This is a genomic window from Bacillus cereus group sp. TH152-1LC (genome assembly GCF_027710505.1).
Taxonomy (GTDB): domain Bacteria; phylum Bacillota; class Bacilli; order Bacillales; family Bacillaceae_G; genus Bacillus_A; species Bacillus_A mobilis.
Map to the genome: position 1 here is coordinate 216,744 of NZ_JAQFNK010000004.1, position 20,709 is coordinate 237,452.

Below are 20,709 nucleotides of genomic sequence, written 5' to 3' on the forward strand. Positions count from 1 at the left end.
AGGACGCATTTTGCATCTTTACTATTTCCATTTATTAGTACCCGAGTTTTAAAAATTGTAAGCAGGGTCAATACAGCAGTGTAGCGGTATTTGAGGGGGTGGCTTGGAGGGTCGGGCGAATTTCGATTGGGCGGGGTAACTTCTCGCGACTTCGATGCGTTTAACTTCGCAGATTCGCAGAGCTGAACGCTTTAAAACGAACGTTCTTTTCTTCCTCCTCTTTTAATCGCAGAAACAAAACGAATAACAATTCAATTCACTTTCACTTCGAACTCAATGCGATTCAATGGAATGAACTCAACTCACTTCACTCCGAATACTTTACGATTCAAATATAATTCACTTTGAATCCTTTACGAACTCAATCGCAACAACAAACAAAGAAGAAAGACAACGAACAACTTCACAAACTTAATCGCTAATCTTTTAACACAACAAATAAAAAGATCATAAAAAGAAAAGGACAACAACTAATCGAATACACTCATGCAGATACTTACCATGATATGTTATGCACTGGCTGTGCCTGCTGTGGTGGTAGCCTGCTGGCTTATAGATGCGTACAATGGTAGGCTGTGACGTGCCTAGTGCTTTGGCTATCGCCTTCTAGTAACATCGCAGTATAAAGGATAACGAAATATATAGCGGCTGTATGTGGCTGTGTGGTATGGCGTGGTAGTGCGGCATGGTTAAAGTACATATGCCCTATTGGTCGCAGGTAATGGCGTCGGGTATATCGGTGTATTAATGCGTGAAGGTATGCCGCCCTATTCATAATATTATGCGGCGCTGGGAAGTAGTCTAAAAAGGTACACCTTTATGTACGTCGTTAAATACGTCCTATATCAGTCTATTAATTAACGCAAATTAATCTTTATGTACGTCTATAAATTAATTGACCTTTATAGACACATGATATATATTTAGGTTAACAATAAAAGGAAACGGGGTTTTCATTATGGCAATCAGCTTCGGTTACATTCGTGTATCAAGTAAGGAGCAGAACTTAGACAGACAATACAAGGCGCTAGAATCTCATGTAACGGATACAAAATACATATACAGCGATAAGGCTAGCGGTAAGGATTTCGAACGTGAGGGCTTTCAGAATATGCTTAAAGCAATGCGTGAAGGTGATACACTCTATATTAAATCTATCGACCGACTAGGGCGTAATAAGGCGCAGATAAAAGAATATCTCGAATACTTCAAGAAAGAAAAGATTCGTGTTAAAATTATCGACCTTCCTACGACTATGGCAGACATACCAGCGGGTCAAGACTGGGTTATTGATATGATTAATAATATTATTATCGAGGTTTATACATCTATCGCAGAACAAGAAAGAAGAACGATAAAAGAGCGTCAACGTGAAGGCATCGACGCAGCAGCAGCGAAGGGGAAACACCTCGGGCGTCCTGTTATGGCACTTCCTGAAAACTGGGATAACTTATACTGCGATTGGAAAGGCGGAAAGATAAAAGCAGTCGAGTTTATGGCGGCTGTTAATATGAAGAAAGCAACGTTCTATAAGAAGGTAAAAGAATACGAGGCAGCGCAGTAATTGGCGGTGTCTTTTTTTATGTTTAGGTACATAAAGACTAAACCCCGTGAGTTTCAAGACCTCCCTCCAGCAGAACGAGCAGCAGGTGGATAGCCGCCATTCACACCGCCACACACACGCCAATCTGACGATATTTTCCCCCGTGACATCGCTTATTTTGTAAATCATTGTAACTATCGACGTTACACGCAAATCATCGTAAACACTACAGTCGCAAGGGATTCGCTATTTCAACGAAAATATTACACGAGTTTACATTGAGGTTAGCGCCAACAGATTAGAACAAGGAAAGAAGTATCGGGATTTTATGAGAGTCCATGCGATTAACACGTATTCTATAAGAGAGCTGAACGACTTTCTTTTTTTTTTATAATGATGGTAACATTGGAATATATTATAAGAATAATTCTGAAGGGTCACCTTATGAAGAATTAAAGTCGAAAGGAGGAATTTGAATATGAATATAAACAATTACAAAATAAAGGATTTAGAAAAAGCTTTCACACTAATCTTTGAAAATGCTAAAGAATTAATAGAGGAATCTGAAATACTTTTGACCAACGAACGATTTGCAAGATCATATACCTTGTCACACATAGCTTCAGAAGAGTTATCAAAATTACCAATTTTATTTAGGGTTGCCACAGACATTCATTTCAAAATAAAAGTTGATTGGAAAAATGTTAATAAAGACTTACGTGACCATGAAGGAAAATTAAGAAGAAAGTTTATGCAGCAACAAATCCTATCAAATCCAAAGGGAATTAATGATGCATTACTAAACTTTATAAAAGAAAAGGCGAAACATTACAATACTTTAAAAAACGATAGTTTATATGCTGGCATTTGCAATGGAGAATTTACTAAACCAAGTCATACTATCGATAGAGAAATTGCCGAGGCAAATATTCAAGTGGTAAAAGAAGAATTAAAACTACATGAAGTAAATAAATATCACTTAATAGGATTTAGTAAAGCTCTAGCAAAAGTAAATAAGCAAGATTTTCTTTCACTTACATTTAGAGATACAAATAATTAACGAAATACAAATCCCAACAGGCTTGTTACCTATGTATTAAACCCATACTTTGTAACAAGCTATTAAAATACGCTTGCTTATTATTACGTTTCAAGATAAACAAATCTATTAAATTATGATTTTTATGGTAAAGTGTCCAAATAAATGTAGCCCTGAACTCTATAAATCGGTATAATATAGTCATGATTTAACGACAAAAAGCCTACTACGTATTCGCAGTACGTAATAAGCTCATCGTTGTAAGAAAGGCGGTGAGAAAATGGATTTACAAACAGTTGTCGCTTTGTGTGCAGTTCTAACTGTGGTCTTTACTGTAGTATTTGGAATTCTTAATCTACTAGTAAATATCCTCACCAAAAAGTAGTATTTATTATTTTTTAGCTTCTCAGTGTTCGCAGCACTAGGGAAGCTTTTTCTATTATGATATTTTTTATAGTGTATAAGTGTATTATTACTCAGGTAATAACACCTAAAAAGTTTACCTAAAACAAACTTCTACTTCAAAAAAAGATACTCCACGAGTAAATTAGAATTCAATGTTGCATCTAAGGCAACTTGTAAATAAAAAAATTTTACACTTTTACACTTTGAACACTCTAAGTAGCCTTCTAATGTAAAAAATATTCGTATACTCCAGTAAGTTCTCATTTTGAGAACATCTAGTTCTAAAAAAACAAGTTAAAAAGCTAACTTAAATGAACTCTTATATCCTAAAAGTGTTTTCTACCTCACCACCAGGATCGTATATAAAAACTTTTATCAAAAATGATACTTTCTGTATCATTATAGCAACATTATACTTGACTAAAAGTCAACTTACAATAGATTGTACGTATTTTCCATATGTTTTTTGCCAATTCGCATATATTTTTTACCAATTCGTATATACGTTTTTACGTATTGTAAAACATCTCTCTTTCCTTTCTGAACAATAATCATCTTTTTTTATTATTCGTTCGGATTAACGATTTCAATAATATCTTCACTTAACCAAACAACTCATCCAAATTATCCTCCACTTATCGTAGCCAGTAGCGTTATTTTTTCGTTCTTCCTTAATATTTGATATTCCGCTCGCACTCTCCCCTAAATTATTAATAAGGTACATGCATTAATCACTTTACAAATGCGATAACGCATGTTAGTATATAACCAATAACAAAATGTGCGTTATCGCACCAATCGGGAGGATTCTAATGATTTTAAATAAAGTAATTGGAGTTGAAGAAGCTGCAGTTTTATGGAATTTATCGCCCGGATACATAAAAAATCTATGCGCAAAAGGTGATGTACTATCAAAAAAGATAGGGAAAACATGGGTAATTGATGCTACACAAGGACATCCCGCATTACGTTTGTACATAAAGAATATACAAGGAAGCCCATTTCTAAAAGATGTATGTATAAGCGAGGATTCTAAAAACGTCAACATTCAATACGTTAATTCTTTTGAAGAATACGTTGCACTAAATGAAAAAACGGGTAATGACGCTAAAGCATACGAAGAATATTTCGGAACAGGCGACAAGATTAATAAAATACTAACTCAAGAAAGTGCTCGCCTACTACGCCAGTTTTCGTTTTTAGATAACGTTTCAATCAGTATTCCTTATAAAGGATTAGTTCATGAAATTGAGTTGAATCGGGATAAATTGAACGCTTATTTAGGATATAAAATAGAGGATTTAAGCGTCCAGGATAGAACGTGGCATCAAGAATTTCTAGAAAGACACGCATATCCAAAAGAAGGTAGAGCTAGACTTGTAAATGAATTCGTAGCAGTAAGGTGATTTCTGAATCTCGCATATAACGATTAAAGCCGCTGTATTAAGCGGCTCTTTGTGTTACGCAGTTATCTTTTCAGTAGAAAATCCGAAGTGACAACCAATTTTTATAATATAAACATCATAGCCATTCCCTCCTATATGTACGTAACAGAATCAATACTTCCCATTGTTAGATGTTGCGTTGTGATTACGATGCACGATTTCCGTGCGTAGGTGACATTATTGCAAGAAGAGATAGAATGGATTTAATAGATTTCCACTTTTAGGTATAATGATTTAGTTGACTAATATACAAAGGGGGCTTTTTTATGAATAAATTAGGAGAAAAAGAGGTATATAGTGTAGTTTCTTATATTGGGGTAAATAACGGTTATTTGGGTGATTTTTCTTATGCAAGTCACGCAGATTTTTATCCACGTTATTGCGGTCTTGCGATAAATCCGAATGACTATCCAGGGACAACAAGAGAGCGCTTTATTCAGATTTTAGGCAACTGTTCTCCTGAGGATCAAGCCAAAATTTTAAAAGAGGTTTTAGAAAGGTGCCCGTTAAGTAATTTTGAAGACTCATTTGAGAATGGTTACTTAAAGAAATTTGATTTTGAAAAAAAGAAAGAACTACATGAAAAAATTATTAAATGGACTAATGAGTTACAAGGTAAAGGGTTAATTGAGCTAGGTAAGCTTGTAAATGATTTTGAGTATGTAAAAGAAGTACTTAACCACGCAGAAACATTAATTAACCAACATTCTTTTAGTAGTGCTATTGATAGAGTACATGCTGCATTACATGGATACCTAAAAAATATTTGTATGAATGAAGGACTAACTTGCACAACAGCCGATCCCAAAATACAAGATTTATGGAGTAAGATTAAGCAAGAACACCCGAAATTCAGTGTGAATGTGAAAGAGCATTATAAACCAATTAACCAGTGTGTAGATGCCATAGGAAAAGCGTTACATAACATTAATGATGTACGTAATAGATTAAGTTACTCACATCCAAATGCAGAAATAATAGAAGAAAATGAGGCGAAATTAGTAATTAATTTATCGAGGGTTCTTTTGCAATATATTGATAGTAAAATAGGTAATTAGAGACGTAGACCGTTCTATAAGCGGTCTTTTTTGTGTACTTTTCGTGTGATAGAATTAAATATTATTAATTGTACTTATGTCTAAGGGGGAAAATCACTTGGAAATGAAAGAGAAAATAGATAAACACTTTGATTTTATGCATGAATTTTTTAGTGACATGAAAAATCAGGAACCGTTATATATTTTTATTAAAGGTCATTTATATTTAGAATCAATAATGAACAAGATGCTTGTAGATTTTTTTCCAAATACCCCCAAAATGAATATATTTAATTTTTCTCAAAAACTTGAACTAATTAGAAGTATTGGTTTTATTGAATTAGAAACGTACCAAGCAATTTCAAAAGTAAACCGCTTAAGAAATAAATTAGCACATGATTTAAAAATGGAGTTAGATGAAGGAGTGATAGAGGATATCATTGACTTACTCCCACAAAATGTTAAAAAATATATATTCCAGAGGATTAAAGAAACCTCAGAAACTAAAGTGAAAAGTTTATTTTGGGGATTATTTAATTATTTATTATTTAATTTAGAATATCCACATTTGAGCTTTTATCTAAAGGATAAATCATTTAATTTCCTCAAAGATACATATAATATAGATAGGTGCAATAAACAAGATAACTTTTTGTGAGATATTACTGCCTTCGCTAACTATGAGTTATCGGAATACGAACTCGACTGCCTTAAGTGGTGGTCGAGTTTTTATATTTGTACTCCCTTTCAAAAGTAAACATATCCCTTTGTCTCACTTATCGTGTATTCTTTCTGCGTTTCCTACGACGTTCTGTTACAATCGCTGCACCTATCGCAGTAGATATCACCTATTATTATCGTTATACTCTCTTACCTTATCTCTACAGCGCAATGCCGTTTCCGTAAGCTGTGCGGCTATGACAGATAAAGCGAATAGTGCCGAAAATAATTGTACGTAAAAGTTATCCGATACATTCAGTAGCCATAATGCGAATAAAGCTAGCGTAAGCAATATAATAGACGGTTTCCGCTCCTTCTTAATCTTAATTCGAAACATCGTAAGCCCTCCTTAATAAAGAGAAAAGCGCTAGAGTGGTTAATCCTCAGCGCCTTCTTGTATAACGGCTAATGCCGTCCTGTGGTGATATGCATTATCGGCATAGCTGCGCATGCCCTGCGCCAGTGGTGAACCGAAAAATATAATATAAATCGGTTATATTAAATGTACAATAGCTACGACACAATACCGCCGAGTGTTCTACAATTAATATTATATAAGTCTATAATTTCCCACACAACACGAATACACGTTCTAATCAAATGCGTGCGTATGATCTTTCTTGATAATCTTAGCTCATGCTATTGTTCTGCGTTCTCCTGCGCTTCCTTCTCTTCCATTTCTTTTAATTCGTCCTGCCACTTATCGCCGATACCACCGCTAGGCGTATTCCAACGTTTTTCTTGACGGAGGATTCTCGCCTTATCTTCTTCGGTCATTTCATCTTGGTATTTTTTCGCTTCCTTACGTTGCTGTTCTTCATAATCTCTTTCCTGTTGCTCTAGATGTCTTCGGTGTGCCTCTTCATCAATAATCTTATCGCAGTCATGCTCTGGTTCCTTCGTTTCATCGTGTCCGTGTCCGCAATAATCGTTCGGAATTTTAGTACTAGATTTCGTAGCAGGTTTAGAATTACCTGTTGTACGTTCTTCGTTAGCTTTCGCATCTTTAACCGCAGCATTTCTAAGACCGTCTTGTTCTTTCTTCGTTACACTTCCATCAGGATTAAACGTTATAGTCATCGTACCTTCTCCACCCTGACCTAAATATCCGTAGATAGAGAAAGACTTATATTTTTCGATAAATCTAGGCGCACCCGCTATTTCTTTAACTTTATTCGCAGACATTCCAACATTAATTCCTTCATACTGTTCTAACGATACGGTTGGTGCATCATTATTCGCATCTTTATAATATGGACGTCTGTCGTTAATCTCCTTATCTTCTTTCGTTGTTCCCTCCACTTGTTGTAACTTCTCGTCCTTCGCAGGTTCTTCGTCAACCTTCTCGACCTTAGTCGGATTGGACGTTTCCTCTTCTCCTTGCGCAGTTTCAACAGATTCGTGTTTCTTATACGGCTCATAGTCCGCTTTTTCTTTCGTAGAGCAGGCACTAAAGATTGACGTTGTCGCCACACCTAATAAAACTACTTTCTTCAATGACTTCATAGTAATTCCCCCAGTGTTGTTTAATGCATATTAATCAGCCTATGTTAATTCATTATATATTAATAGTAGATTTCATAAAGGTCACTCAACTTCCCATACGTAACGCATTTCGATATTACCCTTTATGTATTATCCCGATACATTCTACTCTTTATTTTACCGCACACAGTAAATTTATGTAATTAATAATTCACTAAGACGCAACCCTCTTTCGTTTTATAAACGAGCGTACCGCCCCTCTAGCACTACCAAAAGAGCGCCCTGTTTTCTTCGCTAAAATTCTAGTAACATCGCTTTTATTTTCCACGTGATCCGAATGCAAAACGATATCCACTATTAACTTATCAATATCCCTTTCGCAATACTTCTCGTATAGTTCCTCTTTTACTGCTGCGCCTATTGCTTCCCCTTCCACATCTATAGCTGTATCTATTCTATCTATTGCGTTCACTTCTTTGCCTACTAGCTGCAATGCCTTGCGCTTTTCTCCCCTATTTCCGCAATAATGACGTAATCCTTGCTGTAATAGCGTATATACCCTACCGCTAAAATCCCCCCGCTCTTCATTAAACGACCTTACTGCGTATTCAATTCGTCTATAGCAATCTTCAATAAAATCCGCTTCGTTATTCATCTTGTACCAATTATCCTGCGTTAACCTCTATATATATCCCATATAGTGCGCCTTAACTTCCCACATCTTCGCATTATCCGCCTTGGCTGCGTTTGCTAGTGCGTTTAGTTCTTCATTTATCATTCTTTCCTCGTCCCCTTGTTAGTGGTAATTATCTATATTTTCCTCTAGCCGTGGTTAGTGGTAGTAATTTCTTTTAAATCTCTTGACCTTATGTTTTTCGGTTTTTATCATGCCGCAGCGAAGTTAGGAAAACGGCTGGCTGGCAGATTTATCCCCTAGATTTCGAAGTTAAAAAGTAACTAAGAAAGCTAGAGAGATAAGTGTCTTCGGTTAATGCCATGCCTTGCTTCGTCAGTGTTCCGTATGTATTAGACCCCATTCACTTAATGACTTTCGCCATATGCATCCTTTTACGTAGGCTTGTCCGCATAATATCGTCCCTATGCGACAAACTGAATGCATTCCCTAGCGCCGTAACGCTAACGATAACCTCCCGAACCTTTTAGACTAAACATCTAGGTAAGTTCTCACCTTCCCGCAGCATACGAATAGGAATACACTACGGGGCGCTATCCTTGTAAAAGTATACTAAGTACTTTCCGCACGACCGATAGCAAGCCAAGCCGTAATTATCCTTGTGTTATACATGTCCATAATTACGGTAATCAGTTTTTTACGTGGTTTACAGGCAGTTCCACGTTCGGAAATCCTGTAACTCATCACCTAAAAATGGCAGCACTTAAGAAGCCTTGCATTACTCGAATTTTTTCGATAAAATGAAGGTACTGAATGACAAGATTGTCCGTTATTTAGTTTTTGATTTTAATTTTGAATTTTTTGGGTCACGGACTGCGCCAACAGTCTACCCTACGAGGAGCATCCGCCAAGATGCTCTTTTTTATTTACAAGAAATTCCTTAGACTTTCCGCTACTTCGTTCTTATCTAAATGTAGATAACGTGTTGTAACGGATATATCGCTATGCCCTAGCGCTTTAGATATCAACGCAACGTTTGCACCTTTCTTTAAGAGATTCTTTGCAAAACCTCTACGTATAGCATGCGGATTAATATTTTTAAGACCGTATTCTTTAGCGTGTTTAGTCATTCGCTTTGATATAATATTATTCGTCGGACTAGTTAAGACACTTCCGCCACTCTTCGTAATAAAGAGATAATCATTTTTTACGTTGTATTCTCTTCGAATGATTTCATTTTGTTTCATAAGAACGTCTAACAATCGTGCAAGAGCGTCGTCAAACGGTAGATATATCGATTCATGATTCTTAATAATACCGCCGTCAACACTTAATACTTTTGTATCTAAATCGACGTGTTTATGCTCGAGCTGCGCCAATGTGCCGACACGTATTCCTGTTTGATACATAAGTAAGATAGCAGTAGCATCTCGTAAATCTAAGAATCGTGTTAAATCGAGTACCGATAACAGGATATTAATTTCTCTATCCGTCGCACCTTCTTTAACAGGCGTATCCACTTTTATCTTCACATTGCGCCAAAAGTTAATATCAATCCACCCGTTATCGTGGCAACGTCCTAGAAACGCCTTTAAGCACTTTAAACGAGTTAATTTCGTTTGATTACTAACGTTCATAGACGATAACCACTCGTAAATATGATTAACGTTTAATTCTTCTAAGTATTGCGTATCTGTTATCTTCGTAAAGTGATTAACGTGTAAATAGTAGTCATTTATCGTACGCTCACGTAACCCTGTCGCCTTCATTTGACGTACAACTATTTCGAGTGCTTTGTCGATTGTTAAATTAAATGTGTAGCGACCCTCTGCGGTCTCTTTCTTCCGTGGATCACTTTTCAATCTATCGCTAAAAATATTCGTTAAGTCTTCGCTAATCGTTAAAGAATCACGTCTTTTGGACATAAAAAAATAAGCCTCCTAACTCGTTAGCGACCGCACATTGTACGATTCAACTTACGAATTAGAAGGCTTATATATTGCGGATTTTGACGTCACCGCAAAAGGTTTTCTTAGCGTCCCAGGAGAGATTCGAACTCCCGACCGTACGCTTAGAAGGCGTATGCTCTATCCGGCTGAGCTACTGGGACATGGAGCGGGTGAAGAGAATCGAACTCTCGACCAGAGCTTGGAAGGCTCTTGTTTTACCACTAAACTACACCCGCATATGTTATTTTATTTTTCTTCGTTAGCGCCGTTGCCCTATCGACAATATTTATTATATGTATAACCATACATAAAGTCAACACCTTTTTTAAAAGAGGATAATTTTTCTTATCCTCTTTTAAAAACTGTTTGTTCAACTAGTTGTCCGTCTAATGTTTCAAAACGAACTTCCATTTGATTTTCATCCATTTCTAATAAAGCAAATGTCTTTTCTACACGTTGACGTGGTAATAAAATACTACCTGGATTAATAAATAAAACGCCATCGATTAATTCCGCACCTAATACATGAGAGTGTCCGAAGCATGCAACTTGCGCTCCTACCTCTTCTGCATGATACGCTAATGTTTGTATTGTCATTTTCACGTTATGACGATGTCCGTGCACAACGACGAAACGAATGCCATCTACATCAGTTACAATTTCATCTTGAAAGTTAGCATAATCACAGTTCCCTTTTACAACATGGAAACCTTGCAGCTCTTCATGAGCAGGCGTTAGCTCTGAATCACCGCAATGAATCATGATATCTACTTTCCCTTCATATTTCTCTTTTAACTGCTGTAATTCCTTCACAGAGCTATGACTATCGCTTACGATTAAAGCTTTCATCAATCTCTCTCCCTTATTCTCCTAAAAACCATTCAGGGATTTTTTCTTCTAGCTTACGAAGAGCACGTCCGCGGTGACTAATGGCATTTTTCTCATCTGAGCTTAGTTCCGCCATCGCTTTTTTATATTCTTCCACATAAAAAATCGGATCATATCCAAAGCCGTTGTCTCCGCGGCGCTGTTCTAAAATATACCCTTCACACGTCCCGTTTACAATGACAGGCTTTTTATCACCTTCAGGGAAAGCCACTGCTAATGCGCAGTAGAAGCGAGCTTTACGCTTATCAAACGCTATCTCATTTAATTCTTGTAACACTTTATCAATATTCGCTTGATCATCCTTCGGCTCTCCAGCAAAACGAGCTGAATACACACCTGGCTTTCCATTTAAGGCATCTACAATAAGACCTGAATCATCCGCAATTACAATCGCATTCAGCTGTTTGCTCAGACTATCCGCTTTTAAGATTGCATTTTCTTCAAATGTTTCACCAGTTTCTTCGACTTCTTCAACATGAGGAAAATCGTGTAATGATTTTACTTCTAAATCAAATCGCTCAAATAACTCAGCAAATTCACGTACTTTCCCCGTATTTTTTGTTGCTACAACAACTTGTTTCATACTTTCCACCTCTACTCTATATGAGATACGATGTCGCCTAACGCTTCTTTTTGCATGTCAATCAGTTGGAAAATACCTTGTTCCGCAGCATCAAGTAATTCATTTAACTGTGCTCTGCTAAACGTCGCTTCTTCTCCAGTTCCTTGTACTTCAACAAACTGGCCTTTTCCAGTCATAATTACGTTCATATCAACGTCTGCTTTAGAATCTTCTACGTAGTTTAAATCTAAAACAACACCTTGTTCTTCAACAATCCCTACTGACGTTGCTGCTAAATAATCTTTTACTGGAATTTTAGATACTTTTTCTGCTTGTAATAACTTCTCAAACGCTAATACCATTGCTACATATGCACCTGTAATAGAAGCAGTTCTCGTTCCACCATCCGCTTGAATAACATCACAATCAATCCAAACTGTTCTTTCACCAAGTGCTTCTAGGTCAACTACCGCACGTAAAGCTCGTCCAATTAAGCGCTGGATTTCCATTGTACGTCCTGTTACTTTCCCTTTACTTGACTCCCTAATTGTACGTTGTTCTGTTGCACGTGGAATCATCGCATATTCAGCTGTTACCCAGCCCTTTCCTTCTCCACGCATAAACGGCGGGACACGCTCTTCAATTGTCGCTGAGCAAATTACCTTTGTATCCCCAACCTCAATTAATACTGATCCCTCTGGATTTTTTAAATAATTCGTATGAATATGTATATGGCGTAATTCTGTTTTCTCTCTACCATCTACTCGCATAAAAATAACCTCCTCATAACTACTTGTTAGTATAGCCAAATTTAAATGTATGATATGTATACAATAAAAGAAGAGGAACCCAAAAAGCAATTCCCCTTTCTTACTTAAGTATATCAAATTATTGACGATTAAAAACTACCTGTATTCACGTTTTCTGGACGATCTACAGGTTTTATTAACTTTCCGCCCTTTTCATCTATCAGATTCGCTTTACCATTTACTTCAATAGAAACACTTTTCACGCCTTTCTTTTCTGTTAAAGATAAAACTAACGACTTCAATACGTAATTTGAAACCATATTTTTATCTGGGTTTATAAATATATTTTCGTTAAAGTTTAATGTAAGATTTCCATCTTGTAATTTCGGGTTCGTAATAAGCTTAACTCCTGGATTAAAATCATTTAGAAGTGACTGATGAATCGGTCCTTTTACAAGCTCATCTATAATTGCTGCATAATCATTTTCTTTTCCTTCTACAACGCGGCGTGTTACAGGTACGTAGTATTGCTGTTTATTATTATTTTGCGCCATAAAATAAAGTGTAACTGGTTTTGTATTCGTTACATCCGCTACTTGTTCATCATCGAAGTTGATACCGTTAGCACGGCTCACCCCTTCACCAAGCGGTGTACCACCAACAGGCATCTTCGCCAATTTCTCGCCATTTATTTGGAACTGCACTTGTTTTACTTCTTTAAACTGCGTCAACGTCCACGCTATTGACTCAACAATTTGACGCTCTTCTTCTTTTGCATAGTTTTTCATTTCTTTAGAGAAATCAATGACTACCGTCCCATCTTTTTTCAAATCTAAGGTCATTGATGTATTTGCTGGAATGACTGCACGGAACCCATTCGGTAATAAATTCGTTACCGGTCCATCTTTCACAAGGTACTCTAACGTTTGCTGCATAACCTCATTTGCTTTTGGAGTAGGTACAGCTAATGTTTGCGGTACAACATAACCATTTTTATCAACAAGGTATAGTTCTCTATTCACTGTTTGTCCTTGCTTATCTTTCTTAGCTACTTCTTTCTTTCCACCCTCTGTATACGTAACTTGTTTTGGCGGATCAATTTGTTCCGTTGCCTTCTCCTGATTTATAAAGCCACACCCTGTTAGTAAAACAGCGCTCACAGTAGCACCAACAACCCATTTAAAAGTGGATTTAGGCATGCCATTCCCCCCTAAAATCTAAGTTTGTACTATTATGTATACGAGCTGTTTTATGTTTTAGAACTAGCTGCCCGGCAAATAGCGGGATAAAGTAAAACTTTAATCAGTGGGGTTTTCTTCATTATTAGCCCTCACCAATCGGACTTTTATGGGCAGTTGATCCCCCACCTAACTTCTTTGCTTTCGCTAAATTTTGAGGTGGGGGTCTTACTGCCCATTAATAAACAAAAAACTCCTGATTTCTCAGGAGTTCACGTATATGAATTCTACTATTATTCTTTTTCTAAATGAATATGTTTCACATTTTCAATCGGTTGGCCAAACCATTTCGATGCAATTTCTTTAAATAGGCCTATTTTTCCTGTTGTTAAGAAGAGATGATCACTTTGTTCTTCTCCCTCATTCAACATTTTACTATGGTATAAAATTGTACTTACTTCGCGCGCTGTTTCATCACCTGAACTAATGAGTTGTACTTTATCTCCCATTACTTTTTTAATAACAGGACCTAAAATCGGATAATGTGTACAACCTAAAATAAGTGTATCAATATCAGTATTTTTCAGCGGTTGCAACGTTTCTCTTACAACTTCATATGCCATTTCACTTTCAAAATTGCCACTCTCTACAAGCTCAACGAAAGGTGGACATGCTAAACTTTCTACCATAACACGGTTATTAATAGACTTTAACGCTTCTTCGTATGCACCACTTTTCACCGTTCCAATCGTTCCAATAATCCCAACATGATACGTGTTTGTCACTTTTAAAGCTGTACGTGATCCTGGGTGAATAACTCCTACCACTGGAATTGGTAATTGTTTCTGCATCTCTTCTAATACAACCGCAGTTGCTGTATTACACGCAATAACTAACATTTTGATATTCAAATCTAGTAAATGCTCCGTCATTTCCCACGTAAATTGACGCACTTCTTCTCGAGAACGTGGACCATAAGGGCAACGTGCTGTATCCCCTAAATATATAATGCGCTCTTTCGGCAACTGACGAATTAATTCCTTCGCTACTGTTAAACCGCCAACTCCTGAATCGATAACACCGATTGCTCTATTCAACTTCATCACCCGTTTTCTCATTCATCATCTTATTTTATCATTATATTTTACACACTTTAAGTTCGCTCACTTAAAGTGCTTCTGTATGAAAATTTTCATTTGTACCTGTATAGACTAGGACCTTTTTTATTTTGCTCCTTTTTTTCATAATTTGCAAGACAGAAAAATAACCGACCTTCTATACGAAAGTCGGTTTCTTCTATAATAAAGTACGTATTTATTGCTCCATCTTTTTTTGAAAAGAAGACATTCCTATTAATAAGAAGAAATGAGCAGAAATTAACATGACAATTAAAATAAAATTCAAACGATAACTATTTGTAGATTCCATAATTTTGCTCGCTACAGCTGGTCCAAATGCCATACCGAAAAAGTTAATTAAATTGTATAAACCAAGACCGACTCCAACTTTAGCTGGATGTAATGTTTTCGGTATAAATGTGTTTACTGATACTTGAATAGCTGAATAACTCATAAACGTTAAAATAATCGCCAATACAATAACAGCAATGTTCCCGTTTGGAATAAGCCCTAAAATTAAAAAGCCAACGATCATAATGGCAGACGCTACATAAATCATATTCACATTTCCAAACGAAGGGACGATCTTTCCAGTAAGAAAACTAGATACAATACCAAAGAGTGATGCAACAAACAGTGCGATTCCGATAACGAATGGAGATAATCCGTGCTCTCTTCCTAACAATAATGGTAATAATAATAAACTAGCACATAGCGCCACATTCATTATAAATCCGACCGCTATTAAACGAAGAAATGGTTTATTTGTAAACAACTCAATATCAATAAATGGATGTTCCGCGTTCTTCATACGAACCGTGAATAAAAATAAGAAAGCAGCCGATAACACAAATAGCCAACTATTAATATTTACCCCTAATAAAACAGTCGTAATGAATGCAAATAATAACGCCGCTCCGGTGTAATCAAAATGAAACGCTCCATCCGTATGCTGCGCTTCTTCCGGCATAAATTTTAAAAGCAAGAAAATCCCCACTACTGAAATAACCATAAATAAAAATAAATATGGCCACCCCAATGTGTTCGTAATAGCCCCGCCAACTAAAGGACCAATACCTATTGCTAATGCAATAGAAGAACTAATCATCGCTAACGCACCAGGCTTCTTAGCAGGAACAACTAATTTCGCCACCGCAATCATACTAAGTGCAATAAACGCTGCTCCTCCACTCGCCTGCACTAACCTTGCAAGAATGGTAATCGTATAAGATTGATTCACAAATCCAATAATAGAACCCGCTACAAATATGATAATTGAAATAATTAATAGTTTTTTCACGCTATAACGATCAGCCAGCTTCCCATATATCATCGAGCCAATACCGACAACTAAGGAATACCCTACTACAACCCAACTTACCTTCGATTGGCTAATGGATAAATCACGAGCCATACCCTCTAACGCTACATTAAATAAAACTGCATTCATCGGTCCTAATAAAACGATAAAACATAATGTGAAAACAAACCATTTTGAATGGTTACTTATATCTTTCCCCATGTGTAACACCTCTCCTGATTGTAGTAACTGTAAATAAAAATGAAAAATAAAGTTGTTTAGCTCCTTGATTACCACTAAACAACTTCATCAAATGTATATATTCATCGCGCGACAAACTGAATTTGAAACGAAACATGTACGTTGTTCGATATTCATGGAACTATCATAATTTCAGCATTACAGTTTGTCAACGAAAAATATACAAAGTAAACTAATTAAGTGTTTTTAGTTTACTTTGTATAAAAATTGTTATACACTAATTTCGAATCCGATATAAGGAGGACTGACATGTTTATGCAAGTTTGCAATTTCTAACTTAATAAAACCAAATAAATAAAAAACTTTTATATAGAAGAAACATTACAGGAGGATTATGATGAAGAAAAAAATGTTAGTCGTATTAACGAGCGTAGAAAAATATCCAAATTTAAATCGAGCTACTGGTCTTTGGCTTGGTGAAGCTGTCCATTTCGTTAAAAAGGTAGAAGACGCTGGTTACGAAGTAGATTATGTCAGCCCACAAGGTGGCTATACACCGATTGATCCGCATAGCTTAGCAATGGCGGAGAGCATCGATTGGGAATGGTATCAAAAGAAAGAATTTATGAATCGTCTCGGTTCTACAATGAAGCCGAGTGAAGTAAATCCAGAAGACTACGCTGTTATTTATTACGCAGGCGGTCACGGTGTAATTTGGGACTTCCCAGAAAATAAAGAACTTCAAATGATTAGCCGCAACATTTATGAAAATGGCGGAATTGTTTCCTCTGTTTGTCACGGAGCTGCTGGTTTATTTCATATCACATTAAGTAATGGAGAACGTTTAATTAGCGGCAAAAAAGTAACAGGATTTTCAAATGAAGAAGAAAAGCTAGCTGAATTAGATCAATTCGTTCCATTTTTAACAGAGGATGAACTCATTAAAAATGGAGGGCTTTACGAAAAAGCTACGCAGCCTTGGGAAGCTTACGCTGTAGAAGATAATCGTGTTATCACTGGTCAAAACCCAGCTTCAGGTGGCCCAGTAGCTGAATTAGTATTACAACACGCAAACAAATAACAGGTAATAAAAAAAGCAGGTTTTCCATTACTATAGGAAAACCTGCTTTTTTACGAAATCATTTGCAAAATAGCAATAACTTCTTTTTCAACTTCCGAATCATCAATTGCTTCTATATACTCTGGTTTAAAAAGTTGATACTTCTTTAGTTGATAAAAATCAAGTATCGCTTTTTTTAACGTAATATCGTACTGAATACAAAAAGAATGATCTATAATACGTCTTAACATCACGTCATCTTGCACCATAAATAATTGTGCGTTCATTTTATTAAAGTAGCCTTGTTCCATACCAGCTTCAAAAAACATTTGCAAATTATGATTACGATTTTGTTGTGCAGCGACTAACTGATCAGATAAGTGCGGATATGCCTCTTTCAAATCTTGTAAAAAAACATCAGAAATATATGTCACACATTTTAAAGAGTGGATAAACGTCTTTTGGAAACGTTCTGCAAAAGACATACTTTCATTTTGATTATCCGCATCTCCTTCAAGAAGGTAGTTCATAAAGTCTTCTACCACAGCTTCAATAATCTCATCTTTTGAAGAAAAACGTTTATATAAAGTAGCTTTACTAATATCCATATATTTCGCAATTTCATCTATTTTCAATTGGCTAAAACTCGTTCTTCTAATAACGGGCTTTATTTTATTAATATAAGTGTTTGCACACGCAACTTTTCTCATTAAAAGAGCCTCCCCTTTTGTCCATACAAAATAGTATAGCAAATTCACGATTAATTATAAATGAAGTCACTATACGCAATACACCTTTTTAGTTTAAGGAGTCATTTATACTATAGAAAAAATGCCCGCTACCTTTATGAGTAACGAGCACTTTTTCTATACTTTATTTACAGCTCTTCTTATAGCTTTCCCTATTTCCATACTAGACTGCGGATTTTGCCCTGTAATTAAACGCCCATCTACTACGACATGTGGCGTGAATTTTGGAGCAACATAAAACAAAGCCCCTTCTTCTTTCAATTTACTTTCTAATAAAAACGGCACTCGCTTTTCTAAATGTACAGCTTTTTCCTCATCATTCGTATAACCTGTTATACGCTTACCAGCAACAAAAAACGATCCGTCCTTATTTTTCACACCGACTAAAGAACTTACTCCGTGACAAACAGCCGCTACAATCCTGTTATTGTTGTACATATTCTCAATTAAATTTGCAACATACGGATTACCTGGAAAATCTACAATTGCCCCGTGCCCACCACCAAATAAAACTGCATCATAATCCGAAAAATGAACCTTTGAGATCGGCTTCGTATTTTGCAATAAAGAAGCAACATGCTTAAATTCACGAGGTATCCCGTTCGGAATAGAAACTCTATCAATAGATACTCTACCACCCTTTATCGACACAATATCAACATCGAACTTAGCCTTTTTAAATACATGATAAGGAGCTGCGAGCTCTTCCAGCCACAAACCAGTCGGGTGTCCATTCATATCATGAGCGCTTGTTGAAACTAACAATATCCTTTTCAACATATCCCCTCCTTACTACCTATTTATGTATGGAGTGTTCTTATCATTCTTATAGAACATGAAACAGGCAGAAAAATAGCCGACTCTTCATTTAAAAGTCGGCTTTCTTTTTATAGTTCGAGCTCTCCCATGCGAAGAAGCTCAACAACTGCTTGTGAACGTCCTTTAACTCCTAGCTTCTGCATTGCGTTTGAGATGTGGTTGCGTACTGTTTTTTCACTAATAAAAAGTTCACCTGCAATTTCCTTCGTTGTTTTATCTTGAACCAGTAATTCAAATACTTCTCTCTCTCTCTTTGTGAGTAACGGTTTAGATTGATACGCTTTTTCCTTCAACTGGTATAACCCTCCTTGCTTAAGCCAGAGCCGTGTATGTGTAAGTTGGGTGTTTATTTAGTCAAGATATTGTATGAACGAAATGTGCAGGTGGTGAATGAAAATGGGCTTTATTTCACATGTTATTTTAGACTTTTATACAGTGCAGACACTCTTTGTATCCACTCACTTTTCTGTACGCCATATTTGTTCTAGTAATATGCTGACAACAGTACCTACGAATAAACCATTTCCGAATATATATTGCATAACAGACGGCAATGATTGAAGTGCTCCAGACGGTAAAAACATAACACCGCTTCCAAATAATACAGCAACTCCTAAAATCGTTACATTCCTTTCGCTCATTGGTACTTGTCTTATATTATGAAAACCAATTCCAATTAGTTGTACGAACGAAGCCATTAAAACTGCAGATGCGACAGCGGATGGCAACGATGCTAAATAACGAATAATACTCGGAAACAGCGACATTACGACTAGTAACATACATGCTAGTAAAAACGATCGTATATATTTTTGTTTCGTTAAACGTATAAATCCTGCCGTTGCTGGCAATGGCACGACACCTACAGTTGAAAATACAGAAGAAATGATATGAGAAATCCCTCCAACCCACGTACCATCCTTCAACTGTTTCTGTTCAATAATCCCTTTTTGAATGGTAGCTTGATTAATTGCTATAATAGCTGCCACTGTATTAGAAACTAAAATACATACCATAACGAAACTTGATACAGCCATACCTGTATTCCATTTCGGAAGTCCCCAAGCAAACATTTGTGGAAGTTGCACAAAATGAGTTACTTGAGATGGAATCGTCACTTTTCCTGCAATTAGAAAAAGAATCCACCCACTAATTAATCCGATTAAAACCGCATAACTTTTGACAAAACCTTTTCCAAAATTAGATAGTATAATAACGAAAAGAAATATGCTAAACGCAATTATCGCTGTAAATCCATCAATTTGAGAAACAGTAGCAGTAATTCCTAGCATCCCTTTTAGGAATACACCGCTTAATTGTAAACATAATAAAAGTAAAAACGTCCCTGTCACAAGCGGCGTAAATAAAAATAAAATACGTCCTATAAAACCAGTTACTCCTAATCCTATTAAAATAACACCGGAAATTATCATTCCTAATTCTAAAATTTGCAACGTACTATGTAATTGATCTTGTCCGGCCGTTGCGTAAGCAAGTACGGTAAATACTCCAACCCAAGATCCAGCTGGTCCATCCGCAATTGGTAGTCTATGTCCAAGCCACCCTTGTAAAAAAGAAGATATACCAACTACAAAGAATGTACGCTGCATTAAATAAAATATTTCTTCCGTCGTAAGATGAAATAATCCGCCAACGACAATTGGTAATGCGATTGAATTCGCTAATAAAAATATAAACCATTGCAAAGTTCCCATAATATGATTTTGATTATGTTGATTGTCCAAATTTTTCATCCTTCCTATCTAACCTATAAAAAAATATTGTAAGCATAAAAAAAGAAGGGTTCTACACTCGCAATTAGAACCCT

20 protein-coding genes and 2 tRNA genes are annotated in these 20,709 nt (G+C 36.3%); 6 read left to right on the forward strand and 16 right to left on the reverse strand.

Annotated elements, in window-relative coordinates; all coding sequences use genetic code 11:
* Positions 1 to 958 precede the first annotated feature (958 nt).
* The 5 genes from PDL00_RS13210 to PDL00_RS13230 all read left to right on the forward strand — a co-directional run bounded on the left by PDL00_RS13210 (position 959) and on the right by PDL00_RS13230 (position 6,127).
* Positions 959 to 1,564 (forward strand): recombinase family protein, encoded by a 606-nt coding sequence (locus PDL00_RS13210; RefSeq protein ID WP_098251581.1) that lies wholly within the window; start codon positions 959 to 961, stop codon positions 1,562 to 1,564.
* Positions 1,565 to 2,021: 457 nt separating this feature from the next.
* Positions 2,022 to 2,603, forward strand: a complete 582-nt coding sequence (locus PDL00_RS13215; protein ID WP_270729475.1) for an AbiV family abortive infection protein — start codon at positions 2,022 to 2,024, stop codon at positions 2,601 to 2,603.
* Between the two features lie 1,196 nt (positions 2,604 to 3,799).
* Positions 3,800 to 4,393, forward strand: coding sequence for a hypothetical protein (locus tag PDL00_RS13220; protein ID WP_270729477.1), 594 nt, complete (start codon positions 3,800 to 3,802; stop codon positions 4,391 to 4,393).
* Positions 4,394 to 4,698: 305 nt separating this feature from the next.
* Positions 4,699 to 5,490 (forward strand): abortive infection family protein, encoded by a 792-nt coding sequence (locus tag PDL00_RS13225; RefSeq protein ID WP_270729479.1) that lies wholly within the window; start codon positions 4,699 to 4,701, stop codon positions 5,488 to 5,490.
* Between the two features lie 97 nt (positions 5,491 to 5,587).
* Positions 5,588 to 6,127: a hypothetical protein gene (locus PDL00_RS13230; protein WP_270729480.1), complete on the forward strand. Its 540-nt coding sequence runs from the start codon at positions 5,588 to 5,590 to the stop codon at positions 6,125 to 6,127.
* Positions 6,128 to 6,313: 186 nt separating this feature from the next.
* Here PDL00_RS13230 and PDL00_RS13235 read toward each other — a convergent pair whose 3' ends face one another.
* From PDL00_RS13235 to PDL00_RS13290, 12 genes are all read right to left on the reverse strand, one after another.
* Positions 6,314 to 6,526: a hypothetical protein gene (locus PDL00_RS13235; protein WP_270729482.1), complete on the reverse strand. Its 213-nt coding sequence runs from the start codon at positions 6,524 to 6,526 to the stop codon at positions 6,314 to 6,316.
* A 302-nt stretch (positions 6,527 to 6,828) separates the two neighbouring features.
* Entirely contained in the window at positions 6,829 to 7,695 is an 867-nt protein-coding gene (locus PDL00_RS13240; protein ID WP_098770539.1) for a hypothetical protein, read from the reverse strand.
* A 193-nt stretch (positions 7,696 to 7,888) separates the two neighbouring features.
* A complete protein-coding gene (locus PDL00_RS13245) occupies positions 7,889 to 8,329 on the reverse strand; it encodes a hypothetical protein (RefSeq protein WP_270729485.1) in 441 nt (146 codons plus the stop codon).
* Between the two features lie 905 nt (positions 8,330 to 9,234).
* Complete coding sequence (locus PDL00_RS13250) at positions 9,235 to 10,233, reverse strand: tyrosine-type recombinase/integrase (RefSeq protein WP_270729487.1); 999 nt, start codon at positions 10,231 to 10,233, stop codon at positions 9,235 to 9,237.
* A gap of 111 nt (positions 10,234 to 10,344) precedes the next feature.
* Positions 10,345 to 10,418, reverse strand: a tRNA-Arg gene (locus tag PDL00_RS13255).
* A 1-nt stretch (position 10,419) separates the two neighbouring features.
* Positions 10,420 to 10,493 (reverse strand) — tRNA-Gly (locus PDL00_RS13260).
* Between the two features lie 109 nt (positions 10,494 to 10,602).
* Positions 10,603 to 11,106, reverse strand: a complete 504-nt coding sequence (locus PDL00_RS13265; protein ID WP_242256440.1) for a metallophosphoesterase — start codon at positions 11,104 to 11,106, stop codon at positions 10,603 to 10,605.
* Between the two features lie 13 nt (positions 11,107 to 11,119).
* Positions 11,120 to 11,728, reverse strand: coding sequence for an XTP/dITP diphosphatase (locus PDL00_RS13270; RefSeq protein ID WP_242256442.1), 609 nt, complete (start codon positions 11,726 to 11,728; stop codon positions 11,120 to 11,122).
* Between the two features lie 11 nt (positions 11,729 to 11,739).
* A complete protein-coding gene (gene rph, locus PDL00_RS13275; protein ID WP_001261774.1) occupies positions 11,740 to 12,477 on the reverse strand; it encodes a ribonuclease PH in 738 nt (245 codons plus the stop codon).
* Positions 12,478 to 12,605: 128 nt separating this feature from the next.
* Positions 12,606 to 13,655 carry a spore germination protein GerM gene (gene gerM, locus PDL00_RS13280; RefSeq protein ID WP_242256444.1) on the reverse strand — a complete coding sequence of 350 codons (1,050 nt, stop codon included), beginning with the start codon at positions 13,653 to 13,655 and terminating at the stop codon, positions 12,606 to 12,608.
* Between the two features lie 272 nt (positions 13,656 to 13,927).
* Positions 13,928 to 14,737, reverse strand: a complete 810-nt coding sequence (gene racE / locus PDL00_RS13285; RefSeq protein WP_000774000.1) for a glutamate racemase — start codon at positions 14,735 to 14,737, stop codon at positions 13,928 to 13,930.
* A gap of 211 nt (positions 14,738 to 14,948) precedes the next feature.
* Positions 14,949 to 16,274: an MFS transporter gene (locus PDL00_RS13290; RefSeq protein ID WP_242256446.1), complete on the reverse strand. Its 1,326-nt coding sequence runs from the start codon at positions 16,272 to 16,274 to the stop codon at positions 14,949 to 14,951.
* Between the two features lie 376 nt (positions 16,275 to 16,650).
* On the opposite strand from PDL00_RS13290, the gene PDL00_RS13295 reads away from it, so the two are divergent.
* Positions 16,651 to 17,334 carry a type 1 glutamine amidotransferase domain-containing protein gene (locus PDL00_RS13295; protein WP_071720590.1) on the forward strand — a complete coding sequence of 228 codons (684 nt, stop codon included), beginning with the start codon at positions 16,651 to 16,653 and terminating at the stop codon, positions 17,332 to 17,334.
* 50 nt (positions 17,335 to 17,384) lie between these two features.
* Here the strand turns inward: PDL00_RS13295 and PDL00_RS13300 are convergent, their stop codons facing one another.
* The 4 genes from PDL00_RS13300 to PDL00_RS13315 all read right to left on the reverse strand — a co-directional run bounded on the left by PDL00_RS13300 (position 17,385) and on the right by PDL00_RS13315 (position 20,635).
* Positions 17,385 to 18,023, reverse strand: coding sequence for a TetR/AcrR family transcriptional regulator (locus tag PDL00_RS13300; protein ID WP_242256448.1), 639 nt, complete (start codon positions 18,021 to 18,023; stop codon positions 17,385 to 17,387).
* Positions 18,024 to 18,179: 156 nt separating this feature from the next.
* Positions 18,180 to 18,842, reverse strand: a complete 663-nt coding sequence (locus tag PDL00_RS13305; protein WP_270729491.1) for a type 1 glutamine amidotransferase domain-containing protein — start codon at positions 18,840 to 18,842, stop codon at positions 18,180 to 18,182.
* A 107-nt stretch (positions 18,843 to 18,949) separates the two neighbouring features.
* Positions 18,950 to 19,174, reverse strand: a complete 225-nt coding sequence (gene gerE / locus PDL00_RS13310) for a spore germination transcription factor GerE (RefSeq protein ID WP_000659484.1) — start codon at positions 19,172 to 19,174, stop codon at positions 18,950 to 18,952.
* A 165-nt stretch (positions 19,175 to 19,339) separates the two neighbouring features.
* Positions 19,340 to 20,635 carry a purine/pyrimidine permease gene (locus PDL00_RS13315; RefSeq protein ID WP_270729493.1) on the reverse strand — a complete coding sequence of 432 codons (1,296 nt, stop codon included), beginning with the start codon at positions 20,633 to 20,635 and terminating at the stop codon, positions 19,340 to 19,342.
* Positions 20,636 to 20,709: the final 74 nt, after the last annotated feature.